Consider the following 13,610-nt stretch of genomic DNA (forward strand, 5'->3'; position numbering starts at 1 on the left):
CGAAGGACAGCGCCGATGACCGTGGCATACCTCGTGGCCGGAGTCCGCACCCCGATCGGCCGGTACGCCGGCGCCCTCGCCGGGGTACGCCCCGACGACCTCGCCGCCCACGTGATCCGCGAGCTGGTCGCCCGCCACCCGTCGGTGGACTGGGCCCGCACCGACGACGTGGTGCTCGGCTGCGCCAACCAGGCCGGCGAGGACAACCGCAACGTCGCCCGGATGGCGGCGCTGCTCGGCGGGCTGCCCGAGGAGGTCCCCGGCAGCACGGTCAACCGGCTCTGCGGCTCCGGCCTGGACGCGCTGGCCACCGCCGCCCGGTCCATCGTGGCCGGCGAGGCCGACCTGGTGGTCGCCGGCGGGGTGGAGAGCATGAGCCGCGCGCCGTTCGTCATGCCGAAGGCGGCGACGCCGTTCGCCCGCACCGCCGAGGTGTACGACACCACCATCGGCTGGCGGCTGGTCAACCCGCTGATGAAGGCCGGCTGGGGCATCGACTCGATGCCCGAGACGGCGGAGAACGTGGCCGCCGAGTTCGGCGTCGACCGGGCCGCGCAGGACGAGTTCGCGCTGCGCTCCCAGCAGCGGGCCGCCAAGGCGCAGGCCGACGGCCGGTTCGCCGAGGAGATCGTGCCGGTGACCGTGCCGGCCGGGCGGCGCGAGACGAAGCTGGTCGAGGTCGACGAGCACCCCCGGGAGACGTCGCTGGAGAAGCTCGCCGCGCTGCCCACCCCGTTCCGCGAGGGCGGCACGGTGACCGCCGGCAACTCCTCCGGCGTCAACGACGGCGCGGTGGCGCTGCTGGTCGCCTCCGAGGCCGCGGTCGCCCGGTACGGACTGACCCCGCTGGCCCGGATCGGCGGGGCCGCCGCGGCCGGCGTACCGCCCCGGATCATGGGCATCGGGCCGGTGCCGGCCACCCGTAAGCTGCTCGACCGGTTCGGCCTGGGCCTCGGCGACGTCGATGTGGTCGAGCTGAACGAGGCGTTCGCCGCGCAGGGCGTGGCGGTGCTGCGCGAGCTGGGCCTGCCGGAGGACGCCGAGCACGTCAACCCCAACGGCGGCGCCATCGCGCTCGGCCACCCGCTCGGCGCCAGTGGCGCCCGGCTGGCGCTGACCGCCGCGCTGGAGCTGCGCCGCCGGGGCGGCCGGCGGGCGCTGGCCACCATGTGCATCGGCGTCGGGCAGGGCATCGCGCTGATGCTGGAGTCCGCGGCCTGACCCGTCGCGCCGGTCGGCGGCGCGAGGTCGAGCAGCCGCCGGTGTCCCGGGCGCCGGGACACCGGCAGGTCACCGCCGCCGGCGGGACGCCGTTGGGGTTCCCTGATCACCGCCCAAATGTGGATCTCCCGCGCTCGGGCGTACGCGCCTAGAGTGGTCAGCACCACACCTTCCGCGGGTCGGCCGGTGTCGCCTCCGCGTGCCTGCGCGCGTCCGGACACCGGTGCCCTCCCGCACCGCGGCGACGAACTGGGGCGAACCGATGCAGATGCCGGACGGAACTCCCGCCGAGATAGACCTGAGCCGGCCGAGCGCGGCCCGGGTCTACGACTACTTCCTCGGCGGCGCGCACAACTTCGAGATCGACCGCCAGCTCGCCGAGCAGATCGCCAGCATGACGCCGAACCTGGCGGCCACCATGCGCTCCGGGCGGGAGTTCCTGCGCCGGGCCGTCCGGGTGCTGCTCGACGCCGGCATCGACCAGTTCCTCGACATCGGCTCGGGCATCCCCACCGTCGGCAACGTGCACGAGGTGGCGCAGGCCACCAACCCGCAGGCCCGGATCGTCTACGTCGACATCGATCCGGTGGCCGTGGCGCACAGCCTGGAGCTGCTCGCCGGCAACGACCGGGCCACCGCGATCCGCGCCGACCTGCGGGAGCCGAAGCTGATCCTGGACGAGGCCCGGGCCAGCGGCCTGATCGACTTCAGCCGTCCGGTCGGCATCCTGCTCGCCGGGGTGGTGCACTTCATCCCCGACGTCGACCGCCCGGCCGACATCCTCGCCGCCCTGCGGGCCGCCGCGGTGCCCGGCAGCTTCCTGGTCATCTCCCACTCGACCTTCGAGGACCAGCCGCAGGAGATGCTCGACGCGCAGCGGCTGTCGGCGCGTACCGCCACCGAGATCACGCTGCGCTCCCGGGCCGAGATCACCGGCTTCTTCGGCGACTGGACGCTCCTGGAGCCGGGCGTGGTGCACATGCCGTTGTGGCGGCCCGACTCACCCTCCGACGTGGACGAGCACCCCGAGCGGTTCGGCGCCTTCGGCGGCGTCGCCCGGTACGACCGCGCCGCCGGCTGAGCCCGACATGGCCGCCGTCCCGGATTCCGGCGGGGACGATGTCAACCGCCCCGGCGCCCAGCGGTACGCCGCCGACTGGGCCCGGGCGGTGCGCCGGCTCGGTTTCGTGCCGCTGAGCGCGGACGAGACCGAGCGGCTGCTGCTCGTCCACACCGTACGGCTGGGCCAGGCCGTGCTCGCCCGGCAGTTCTCCGCCACCCCGGCGGAGGACGTGGGCCGGGCGCTGGTGGAGGCGCACCTCACCGAGCCCCGGGTGCTGGACTGGTCGGTGCACGCCCTGGGTCACCGGTTTCTGGCGCAGGTGCTGCCGGACCGGGTCCACCCCGCCGACGTCGCCGACCGGGTGGCGGCGCTGCAGGGGGCGCTCGCGGCCGGGTTCGCCCGCGCCCTGCGCAACCGGACCTTCAGCCAGCAGGAACGCATCGCCCGCTCGGCCTGGCAGGCCCGGGACGCGGTGGAGCGGGCGCTGCGCGACAGCGAGGCGCGCTTCCGCGCGGTCTTCACCGGCGCGGCGATCGGCATCGGCATCGCCGGCATCGACGGGCAGATCATCGAGGTCAACCAGTCCTTCGCCGACATGCTCGGTTACCCCGTCGACGAGCTGCGGCAGATCAACGTGGCGTCGCTGTTCCACGTCGACGACGCCGCCGGCATGTGGGAGCTGTACCAGGAGCTGATCGAGGGCAAGCACGACCACGCCCGGGTGGAGAAGCGCTACCACCGCAAGGACGGCACCGTCGTCTGGACCGACCTGGCGGTCTCGCTGATCCGGCACGACGACGGACGCCCCCGGTTCACGGTGGCGATGATCGAGGACATCACCGAGCGGTACGAACTCCAGCAGCGACTGCGGTTCCAGGCCCTGCACGACCCGCTGACCGGCCTGCCCAACCGGACGCTGTTCTTCGAGACCCTGGGGCGGTGCTTCGAGCGGGCCGGTCCGGAGCAGCGGATCGCCGTCTGCTTCTTGGACCTGGACGGCTTCAAGGCGGTCAACGACAGCCTCGGCCACGACCTCGGCGACCGGCTGCTGATCACCATCGCCCGCCGGCTGGCCGACTGTGTGGCCGGGCAGGGCCATCTGGTCGCCCGGATGGGTGGCGACGAGTTCGTCATCCTGGTCGACGGGGGCGACGGGCTGGACGACGCCGTCGGCGTCGCCGAGCTGGCCCTGGCCGCCGTCTCCGCCCCGGTGCTGGTCGGCGACCAGCAGCTCGCGGTCTCCGCCAGCGTCGGCGTGGTGGAGTGCCCGGCCGCCGAGACCAGCGCCTCCGAGCTGATGAAGGCCGCCGACACCACCCTGTACTGGGCGAAGGCGGAGGGCCGGGGCCGCTGGGCGGTGTACGACCCGGAGCGCAGCGCCGCCGACATCGCCCGGTCGGCGCTCGCCGCCGGGCTGCCGGCCGCCCTGGACCGGGACGAGTTCGTGGTCCACTACCAGCCGATCGTCTCGCTGCTGGACGGGGCGATGCTGGCGGTGGAGGCGTTGGTCCGCTGGCGGCACCCGGAGCTGGGCCTGGTCGGGCCGGACCGGTTCATCGGGCTGGCCGAGGAGACCGGCCTGATCGTCCGGCTCGGCGAGTGGGTGCTGGGGCAGGCCTGCCGCGACGCCCGGGCCTGGCACCGCGAGTTCCCCGGGCAGCCGCTGGTGGTCAGCGTCAACCTGGCCGCCCGGCAGGCCGACGACCCGGCCATCGTCGACACCGTGGCGGGCGCGCTGAGCCGGACGGGCCTGCCGGCGGAGCTGTTGCAGCTGGAGCTGACCGAGAGCGCGGTGATGGGCACCGCCGGGGAACCGCTGCGCTCGCTGCGCCGGCTCGCCGGGCTGGGCGTCCGGCTCGCCATCGACGACTTCGGCACCGGGTACTCCAACCTCGCGTACCTGCGGCGGCTGCCGATCCACTGCCTGAAGCTGGCCGGCCCGTTCGTCGAGGGGATCCGGGCCGAGGAACCGGACGCCCCCGTCGACCACCGGGACGAGCGCATCGTGGACGCCCTGGTCCGGCTCGCGCACGCGCTGGAGCTGTCGGTGACCGCCGAGGCCGTGGAGACCGGCGCCCAGGCCGAACGGCTGCGGGCGCTGCGGTGCGACACCGGTCAGGGGCGCTGGTTCGGCCCGCCGATGCCGGCGGAGGAGATCACCGCCCGGCTGCGCGGCGGGGAGGCGGCGTGAGCGTTCGGGTCGGGCGCGGCGGGGCGTACCCGGGTGGTGGTCCCGCCGGGGGCCGTGGGCGACGGGCGGAGGCGGCGTGGGCCTGACCGATTCACAGGCGGCCGTGTCGGTGGTGGCCGCGCTGGCCATCCTGGCCGGACTGGCCGGCGTGGTGGTGCCCGGGCTGCCGGCGCTGCCGCTGTGCTGGGGCGGCGTGCTGGTCTGGGCGCTCTTCGGCGGCGCGGGTCCGGGCCGGTGGGCGGTGCTCGCCGCGGCCACCGTGGTCGCCGCCGGGGGGACCGTCGTCAAGTACGCCTGGCCGGGGCGGAACCTGAAGCGGACCGGGGTGCCCACCTCGTCGCTGCTCGCCGGCGGCCTGCTCGGGCTGGTGGGATTCTTCGTGATCCCGGTGGTGGGGCTGGTGCTCGGCTTCGTCGGCGGGGTGTTCGGCGCCGAGCGGCTGCGACTGGGCAGCAACCAGCTCGCCTGGCCGGCGACGGTGCAGGCGCTCAAGGCGGCCGGGCTGTCGATGATGGTGGAGTTCCTGGCCGGGCTGGTCGTCGCCGCCCTCTGGGTCGCCGGCCTGCTGTTCGCCTGAGCCAGCGGCCGGTCCGGGCGGTGGGCATCGGTCAGGGCCGACGCCATGCGGATCACCGTTCTCGGTGGGCTCGGTGCGTGGCCCAGATAGTGACCGGCCCCGGCCTGCGATGGCCGTCCGAGAGCTCATATAGTCGCGTTCGTGAACGTCGAGCACGTCCGGCAGGCATATGCGTCCGTCGCGGAGCTCTACATCGGGCTGTTCGGTACACGCCAGCAGGTACACGCCGACGACCTCGCCTTCATCGGGCGACATCTGGCGGGCCGACCAGGCCCGGTGCTCGATCTGGGCTGCGGGCCTGGCCATATCACCGATTACCTTCGCTCGCTGGGCGTCAACGCAACGGGAATCGACATAGTCCCCGAGTTCATCGCCCATGCGCGGGCAGCCCACCCGAGCGGTAGCTACCAACTCGGGTCGATGGAAAATCTCGCCGTTGCCAACCACTCCATCGCCGGCATCCTGGCCTGGGGCTCGTTGATCCATCTGCCGCCGCAAGACCTCGACGGCGTGCTCGCTGAGTTCCGGCGAGTAACGGCCCCGGCCGGAACGTTAGTGCTTGGTCTCTTCGTAGGTGACGAGGTCGCCGCCTTCGACCACAAGGTCCTGACCGCCTATCGCTGGCCCGTTGACGAGTTCTCCGAGCGACTGGCGCGAGCCGGCTTCACGGAAGTTGAGCGCCTGCAGCGGCCCAGCGAAGGCACTCATCGGCCACACGCCGCCATCGCGGCAATCGCGACCGAAGGGTGAGCTGAGTCGGCGAGCCGCCGTGCACTCACATCGGTCGGACGCTGCGTGACGGGCGCAGAGGCATGCCGATTGGTGGATCAGTGGGCCATCCAGGTGACCAACGGGCCCGCTGTCGCGGCTATGAGCACGCCATGCGATGCGGTGGGAGACACTCGGACGATGAGCGGCATGCCCCCGGAGACGTGGTATCACCGATGCCTGGGCTGGCACGCCCCTGCCCTGCGGCGAGCCGTCATCGTCGCCTCCATCGGGCTCATTGTCGCTCTGGCGCTCCTGCCGTTCATGACGTGGGAGTTGGCCGCGGTCGGGGGCTGGGACGCCGCTGCGCTCGCCTTCCTCCTCACCATCTGGCCGATCATTATCCGAGCAGACGGCTCCCACACCGAGATGCTCGCCATGCGTGAGGACGAGACGCGGGGAACCGCCGTGGTGCTGCTGGTAGGGGCGGGTGTCACCAGCCTGCTGGGCGTCGGCTTTGCTCTCAGCACTGCCGGGCGGCAGAGCGGCTCAATGCGGGTGCTGCTCGTCGGCGTCGCAATGCTGACCGTCCTGATGTCGTGGACCGTTGTCAACACGGTCTTCACGCTGCGCTACTGCGACCTGCATTTCCGATCAAAGACCGGGGGGATCGGCTTCGGCGGCCAGTCTGCGCAGGGGCGGCCGACCTACCGCGACCTGGCCTACGTCGCCTTCACGATCGGCATGACCTACCAGGTATCGGACACGGCCATCAGCGATCCGCGGATCCGGGGCAGTGTGCTGTCCCATGCCTTCCTGTCGTACGTGTTCGGTGTGGTGATCGTGGCGGGTTCCGTCAACCTCATCGCCGACCTGGCCCGCTGACCGGGTCGGACTGACCGACCGGTGGCCGAGGTCCTTCTCGCCGGACCGCCCGGGCGGAGGGACGGCGGCACGGGGCACCCGTCGGGCACGGCGGAGCACGCCGTACGTGAGAGAGAGGTGGGTGCCCCGCGCCGCCGCGGACCGGGCGTTGCCGAGCGCCCGGGGAAGGCCCGTCGCGATCGGGCCTGGTCACAGGTTCAAGCATGCCGCCGGGCCGCCCCGGTCGGCAACGCAATTTGCGAGTTCGGGACTTGCGACGGATTGACCGCGGTGATCCACGGGACGAGACTCGGGCGCACTCGTACCGGGGATCACCTCAGGGAGGTGTGCAGTGGCCACGACGCCCTCGCCGACCGCCGAGCAACCGATGGACGACGACGCCCGACGGCTCGCCGAACTCGGTTATCAGCAGGAGTTGCGCCGCAAGTGGAGCGGCTTCTCCAACTTCGCCATCTCGTTCTCGATCATCTCGATCCTGGCCGGCTGCTTCACCACCTTCGGCCAGGCGTGGAACAACGGCGGCCCGGTCGCCATCTCCTGGGGCTGGCCGCTGATCTCGCTGTTCATCCTGATCATCGGCTTCTGCATGGCCGAGCTGGTCTCGGCGTACCCGACGGCGGGCGGCATCTACTGGTGGGCGGCGAAGATGGGCCGCCCGGTGCACGGCTGGTTCACCGGCTGGCTCAACCTGATCGGGCTGGTCGCCGTCACCGCCTCGGTGGACTACGGCTGCGCGACCTTCCTCAACCTGACCCTGTCCGCGCTCTTCGACGGCTGGGCGGGGACGCTGCGCCAGGCGTTCCTGCTGTTCGTGATCATCCTGGTGCTGCACGGCCTGATCAACATCTTCGGGCACCGGATCATCGACGTGCTCCAGAACGTCTCGGTCTGGTGGCACGTGGCCGGCGCGGCGGCCGTGGTGGCGATCCTGCTGCTGGTGCCGGACGACCACCAGAGCTTCAAGTTTGTCTTCACCGAGCGGTTCAACAACTCCGGCTTCGGCGACGGCGACACCGGCGGGCTGACCTTCTGGTTCTACGTGCTGCCACTGGGCTTCCTGCTCACCCAGTACACGATCACCGGCTTCGACGCCTGCGCGCACGTCTCCGAGGAGACCCGGGGCGCGTCGCAGGCCGCCGCCAAGGGACTCTGGCGGTCGATCTTCTATTCGGCGGTCGGCGGTTGGATCCTGCTGCTGGCCTTCCTCTTCGCCGCCACCGACGTGGACGCGATCAACGCTCAGAACGGCTTCTCCGGGGCGATCTTCGAGACCGCGCTGACGCCGTTCTTCTTCAAGGTCGTCATCATCATCTCCACCATCGGCCAGTTCTTCTGCGGGATGAGCTGCGTGACCTCGATGAGCCGGATGACGTACGCGTTCAGCCGGGACCGCGCGGTGCCCGGCTGGCGGCTCTGGTCGAAGGTGGACCGCAACGGCACGCCGGCCAACGCGATCATCGGCGCCACCCTGGCCGGGCTGGTGCTCACCCTGCCCGCGCTCTACGAGAGCCCGTCCGGCATCCCGATCGCCTTCTACGCCGTGGTCTCGGTGGCGGTGATCGGGCTCTACCTGTCGTTCGTCATCCCGATCGCGCTGCGGCTGCGGATGGGGGACCGGTTCCAGCCCGGACCGTGGACGCTGGGCCCGAAGTACAAGCTGCTCGGCTGGATCGCGGTGATCGAGATCGCCGTCATCTCGGTCTACTTCGTGCTGCCGATCGTCCCCGCCGGGGTGCCCGGCAACGCCGACTTCAGTTGGTCGGCGGTGAACTACGCGCCGCTCGCCGTGGGCGGGTTGCTGCTGCTGGTCGCCGTCTGGTGGTACGCCTCGGCCCGGAAGTGGTTCACCGGCCCCCGCCGTACCGTCGACCTGCCGGCGCCGCGAGCGGCCACCGACGCCGCGCGGGCCGACGAGCCGGCCTGACCACGGACCCGGCCCGGGCCCCGGGGTTTGCCGGGGCCCGGAGCGGGGGCATTGACCGTGATCGCGACAACCAGTAGACCTTGGTGATGGAGGCGCGCCGATGAGGAAAGCTCCGCTCACGCTGGAACAGCTCCGGGTCGCCGTCGCCGAAGGTGAGATCGACACCGTCGTGCTCGCCCTGGTCGACATGCAGGGCCGGTTGCAGGGCAAGCGCTTCCACGCCCCCTTCTTCCTCGACCAGGTGGTCGCGCACGGCAGCGAGGGCTGCAACTACCTGCTCGCCGTCGACGTCGACATGAACACCGTCGACGGGTACGCGATGTCGGGCTGGGATCGCGGCTACGGCGACCTCGCCATGCTGCCGGACTTCGACACCCTGCGCCGGGTGCCCTGGCAGCCCGGCACGGCCATGCTCCTGGCCGACCTCGGCTGGCTGGACGGCGGCGGGCCGGTGGTCGCCTCGCCCCGGCAGATCCTGCGCCGTCAGCTCGACCGGCTGGCCGCGCACGGGCTGACCGCGTACGCCGGCACCGAGTTGGAGTTCGTGCTCTTCCGCGACTCGTACGAGGACGCCTGGCGGCGCGGCTACCGCGAGCTGACCCCGGCCAACCAGTACAACGTGGACTACTCGCTGCTCGGCACCGCCCGGGTCGAGCCGCTGCTGCGCCGCATCCGCACCGAGATGGCCGGCGCGGGGCTGACCCCGGAGAGCGCCAAGGGCGAGTGCAACCTCGGCCAGCACGAGATCGCCTTCCGGTACGACGAGGCGGTGGCCTGCGCCGACCACCACGTCATCTACAAGAACGGGGCGAAGGAGATCGCCGCCCAGGAGGGCATGTCGATCACCTTCATGGCCAAGCCGAACGCCCGTGAGGGCAACTCCTGCCACATCCACTTCTCGCTGCGCGACGCCGACGGCCGCTCGGCGATGCTCGGCGACGGGCCCGCCCACCTGTCGGTGACCGGCCAGCGGGTGCTGGCCGGGCTGCTCGACACCATGCGCGAGCTGAGCCTCTTCTTCGCGCCGAACGTCAACTCCTACAAGCGCTACCAGCCCGGCTCGTTCGCCCCGACCGCGCTCCGCTGGGGCACCGACAACCGCACCTGCGCGCTGCGCCTGGTGGGGCACGGGCAGGGCATGCGGGTGGAGAACCGGGTGCCCGGCGCGGACGTCAACCCGTACCTGGCGATCGCCGCCCTGGTGGCCGGGGCGGTGCACGGCATCGAACGGGAGCTGGAGCTGGGCGAGGAGTGCCGCGGCAACGCGTACGACGACCCGGCCGCCGAGCGGGTCCCCGCCACCCTTCGCGACGCCCTCACCCGGTGGGAGTCCTCCGCCGTCGCGAAGGACGCCTTCGGCGACGAGGTGGTCGCCCACTACGCCAACCAGGCGAAGGTCGAACTGGCCGCCTTCGACGCGGCCGTGACGGACTGGGAACTCGTCCGTGGCTTCGAACGCCTCTGAGGCCGCCCGGCTCCCGCACCCGTGGGGCCGGCACGGGACGGGCGCGACGCGCCGGGACGACAGCTGCGCAAGCACCGTGGAGAGGGCAGGGTGGGACGGGTGACCGACGTGCGGAACCCGGCGACCGGGGAGATCCTGCGAAAGGTGCCGGCCAGCTCGCCGGCGGAGGTGGACGCGGCGATCGAGCGGGCCGCGCGGGCGTACGAGAGGTGGCGGGGCGTGGCGCCGGGCGACCGGGCGCGGCTGCTGCGCCGGTTCGCCGCCGTGGTGGACGCGCACCTGGAGGAGCTGGCCCGGCTGGAGGTGCACAACGCCGGGCACACCATCGGCAACGCCCGCTGGGAGGCGGGCAACGTCCGGGACGTGCTCGACTACTACGCCGGCGCCCCGGAGCGGTTGACCGGTCGGCAGATTCCGGTGCCGGGCGGGCTGGACGTCACCTTCCACGAGCCGCTCGGCGTGGTCGGGGTGATCGTCCCGTGGAACTTCCCGATGCCGATCGCCGGCTGGGGTTTCGCCCCGGCGCTCGCCGCCGGCAACACCGTGGTGCTCAAGCCGGCCGAGCTGACCCCGCTGACCGCGCTGCGGCTGGGCGAGCTGGCGGTCGAGGCGGGCCTGCCGGAGGGGGTGTTCACCGTCCTGCCGGGGCAGGGCGGCGTGGTGGGGGAGCGGTTCGTCACCCACCCGGCCGTGCGCAAGGTCTGTTTCACCGGCTCCACCGAGGTCGGCACCCGGATCATGGCCGGCTGCGCCGAGCAGGTGAAGCGGGTCACCCTGGAGCTGGGCGGCAAGAGCGCCAACCTGGTCTTCGCCGACGCGGACCTGGCGAAGGCGGCGGCCACCGCGCCGTACGCGGTCTTCGACAACGCCGGCCAGGACTGCTGCGCCCGCTCCCGGATCCTGGTCCAGCGCGGCGTGTACGACCGCTTCCTCGAACTCCTCGAACCGGCCGTGCGCGCCTTCCGGGTGGCCGACCCGGCCGCCGAGAGCACCGAGATGGGGCCGCTGATCTCGGCCGCGCACCGGGACCGGGTCGCCGGGTACGTCGACGGCGCGAAGGTCGCCTTCGCCGGCTCGTGCCCCGACGGCCCCGGCTACTGGCACGCCCCGACGGTGCTGCTCGCCGGGTCGCCGGCCGACCGGCACTGGCGGGAGGAGGTCTTCGGGCCGGTGGTGTCGGTGCTCCCGTTCGACGACGAGGCCGACGCCGTGCGGCTGGCCAACGACACCGAGTACGGCCTGTCCGGGTCGGTCTGGACCCGGGACGTCGGCCGGGCGCTGCGGGTGGCCCGCGCCGTCGAGTCGGGCAACCTGAGCGTCAACTCGCACTCCTCGGTGCGGTACTGGACCCCGTTCGGTGGGATGAAGCGCTCCGGCCTCGGCCGTGAGCTGGGCCCGGACGCGCTGCACGCCTTCACCGACGTCAAGAACGTGTTCATCAGCACAGAGGAGTGACGAGCGTGCAGGGACGACTTCAGGACCGGGTGGCCGTGGTGACCGGGGCGGGCAGCGGGATCGGGCTGGCCACCGTGCGGCGCTTCGCCGCCGAGGGGGCGCGGGTGGTCTGCGTCGACATCGACGCGGAGGCCGGCAAGCGGGCGGCCGACGAGGTCGGCGGCGATTTCGTCGCCTGCGACGTGGCCGACGAAGCGTCCGTCCGGGAACTCTTCGACGGCGTGGCGCAGCGGCACGGCCGGGTCGACGTGGCGTTCAACAACGCGGGCATCTCCCCGCCCGACGACGACTCGATCCTGGACACCGGCCTGGACGCCTGGGAGCGGGTGCTACGGGTCAACACGACCAGCGTCTACCTCTGCTGCAAGTACGTCATCCCGCACATGCGCCGGCAGGGCAAGGGTTCGATCATCAACACCGCCTCCTTCGTCGCGCTGATGGGGGCGGCCACCTCGCAGATCGCGTACACGGCGAGCAAGGGCGGGGTGCTGGCGATGACCCGGGAGCTGGGCGTGCAGTTCGCCCGGGAGGGGATCCGGGTCAACGCGCTCTGCCCCGGCCCGGTCGCCACCCCGCTGCTGCTGGAGCTCTTCGCCGCCGACCCGGAGCGGGCCGCCCGCCGGCTGGTGCACGTGCCGATGGGGCGGTTCGGCGCCCCGGAGGAGATCGCCGCCGCGGTCGCCTTCCTGGCCAGCGACGACGCGTCGTTCATGACCGCCGCGCAGTTCGTGGTGGACGGCGGCATCACCGGCGCGTACGTCACCCCACTGTGAGCGCGAGGAGTGAGCCGGGTTTGCGAGCCCCGCAGTCGCGAACGGTGCTGGCCCGGTGAGCCGCCCGCTGATCGGGATCAGCGCGTACGTGGAGCCCGCCGCCTGGGCGGTGTGGCGGGACGTGCCGGCGACGCTGGTGCCGCAGGCGTACGTCCGGGCGGTCAGCGCGGCCGGCGGCCGGGCCGTGGTGCTGCCCCCGGACGACGTGGACGCCGACGTGGTCCGGGTGCTCGACGGGCTGGTCCTGGCCGGCGGCGCCGACGTCGGCCCGGAGCGGTACGACCAGCCGCCCGACCCGCGTACCGAGCCCCGGCCGGACCGGGACGCCGGCGAGCTGGCGCTGCTCGCCGGCGCGCTCGCCGCCGACCTGCCGGTGCTGGGGATCTGTCGGGGCATGCAACTGCTCGCGGTCGCCCACGGCGGGGTGCTGCACCAGCACCTGCCGGACGTGGTCGGCCACGACCGGCACCGCCCGGCCCCGGGCCGGTACGGCGCGCACCCGGTCCGGTTCGCGCCGGGCAGCCTGGCCGGGGCGGTGCTGGCCGGGGTGGACCGGGTCAACTCCTACCACCACCAGGGGGTCGCCGACCCGGGGCGGCTGGTCGCCAGCGGCTGGGCGGACGACGGGGTCGTCGAGGCGGTCGAGGATCCGCGCCGGCGCTTCCTGCTCGGGGTGCAGTGGCATCCGGAGAACGAGGCCGACCCCCGCCCGATCACCGCTCTGGTCCGGGCCGCCCGTTCCAGCTGACGGGAACGGCCGTCCCACTCTTCGGCGGCGGGTGCGAGGATGGCCGGCATGGGGAAGGTGTATCCGGAGATCGGCGGGCGGCTGCGGGAGTTCATCGAGGCGCAGCCGGTGTTCTTCGTGGCCTCCGCCCCGTCCGGGCCGGACGGGCACGTCAACGTCTCGCCCAAGGGGATGCGCGGCACCTTCCGCGTCGTCGACCCGCTGACCGTGGCCTGGCTCGACTACCACGGCAGCGGCGCGGAGACCCTGGCCCACCTGCGGGAGAACGGGCGGGTCACCGTCATGTTCTGCGCCTTCACCGGCCCGCCCAAGATCGTCCGGTTGCACGGCCGGGGCGTCGCCACCCCGCTCACCGACCCGGGCTTCCCGGCCCTGCTCGCCGGCTTCCCGGAACCGCCCGACCCGCACGCCGTCCGCAGTGTGGTGACGGTCGCCGTCGACCGGGTCAGCGACTCCTGCGGGTACGCGGTGCCGCTGATGGACTACCGCGGCGAACGCGACCTGTTGATCGAGTGGGGTTCCCGCCGCACGGACGAGGACCTGGCGGCCTACCGGAGCAGGAAGAACGCCGCCAGCATCGACGGCCTGCCGATCTTCTGA

At 72.7% G+C, this 13,610-nt stretch carries 12 protein-coding genes; all 12 read left to right on the forward strand.

Annotated features, from left to right (window positions below):
- Positions 1–15: 15 nt before the first annotated feature.
- The 12 genes from pcaF to ACTWM8_RS07655 all read left to right on the forward strand — a co-directional run bounded on the left by pcaF (position 16) and on the right by ACTWM8_RS07655 (position 13,610).
- Entirely contained in the window at positions 16–1,221 is a 1,206-nt protein-coding gene (gene pcaF / locus ACTWM8_RS07600) for a 3-oxoadipyl-CoA thiolase (protein ID WP_446213187.1), read from the forward strand.
- A 262-nt stretch (positions 1,222–1,483) separates the two neighbouring features.
- Positions 1,484–2,302, forward strand: coding sequence for an SAM-dependent methyltransferase (locus tag ACTWM8_RS07605; RefSeq protein ID WP_446213188.1), 819 nt, complete (start codon positions 1,484–1,486; stop codon positions 2,300–2,302).
- A gap of 7 nt (positions 2,303–2,309) precedes the next feature.
- Positions 2,310–4,475, forward strand: coding sequence for a putative bifunctional diguanylate cyclase/phosphodiesterase (locus ACTWM8_RS07610; protein ID WP_446213189.1), 2,166 nt, complete (start codon positions 2,310–2,312; stop codon positions 4,473–4,475).
- A gap of 76 nt (positions 4,476–4,551) precedes the next feature.
- The gene (locus ACTWM8_RS07615; RefSeq protein ID WP_154943530.1) at positions 4,552–5,052 is read left to right on the forward strand and encodes a DUF456 domain-containing protein; all 501 of its coding nucleotides are present in this window, start codon (positions 4,552–4,554) and stop codon (positions 5,050–5,052) included.
- A 141-nt stretch (positions 5,053–5,193) separates the two neighbouring features.
- The gene (locus tag ACTWM8_RS07620; protein ID WP_446213190.1) at positions 5,194–5,802 is read left to right on the forward strand and encodes a class I SAM-dependent methyltransferase; all 609 of its coding nucleotides are present in this window, start codon (positions 5,194–5,196) and stop codon (positions 5,800–5,802) included.
- 159 nt (positions 5,803–5,961) lie between these two features.
- Positions 5,962–6,645, forward strand: a complete 684-nt coding sequence (locus ACTWM8_RS07625) for a DUF1345 domain-containing protein (RefSeq protein WP_446213191.1) — start codon at positions 5,962–5,964, stop codon at positions 6,643–6,645.
- A gap of 331 nt (positions 6,646–6,976) precedes the next feature.
- Positions 6,977–8,569, forward strand: a complete 1,593-nt coding sequence (locus ACTWM8_RS07630; protein ID WP_446213192.1) for an amino acid permease — start codon at positions 6,977–6,979, stop codon at positions 8,567–8,569.
- 100 nt (positions 8,570–8,669) lie between these two features.
- Positions 8,670–10,034 (forward strand): glutamine synthetase family protein, encoded by a 1,365-nt coding sequence (locus ACTWM8_RS07635; protein ID WP_446213193.1) that lies wholly within the window; start codon positions 8,670–8,672, stop codon positions 10,032–10,034.
- A 108-nt stretch (positions 10,035–10,142) separates the two neighbouring features.
- On the forward strand, positions 10,143–11,489 hold the full coding sequence (locus tag ACTWM8_RS07640) for an aldehyde dehydrogenase family protein (protein WP_446214490.1): 1,347 nt from the start codon (positions 10,143–10,145) through the stop codon (positions 11,487–11,489).
- A gap of 5 nt (positions 11,490–11,494) precedes the next feature.
- Positions 11,495–12,262 carry a 3-oxoacyl-ACP reductase gene (locus ACTWM8_RS07645; protein WP_446213194.1) on the forward strand — a complete coding sequence of 256 codons (768 nt, stop codon included), beginning with the start codon at positions 11,495–11,497 and terminating at the stop codon, positions 12,260–12,262.
- Between the two features lie 55 nt (positions 12,263–12,317).
- Positions 12,318–13,010, forward strand: coding sequence for a gamma-glutamyl-gamma-aminobutyrate hydrolase family protein (locus tag ACTWM8_RS07650; RefSeq protein ID WP_446213195.1), 693 nt, complete (start codon positions 12,318–12,320; stop codon positions 13,008–13,010).
- A gap of 48 nt (positions 13,011–13,058) precedes the next feature.
- Complete coding sequence (locus tag ACTWM8_RS07655; RefSeq protein ID WP_446213196.1) at positions 13,059–13,610, forward strand: pyridoxamine 5'-phosphate oxidase family protein; 552 nt, start codon at positions 13,059–13,061, stop codon at positions 13,608–13,610.

The sequence above is a fragment of the Micromonospora sp. IBSANI012 genome, assembly GCF_052814045.1.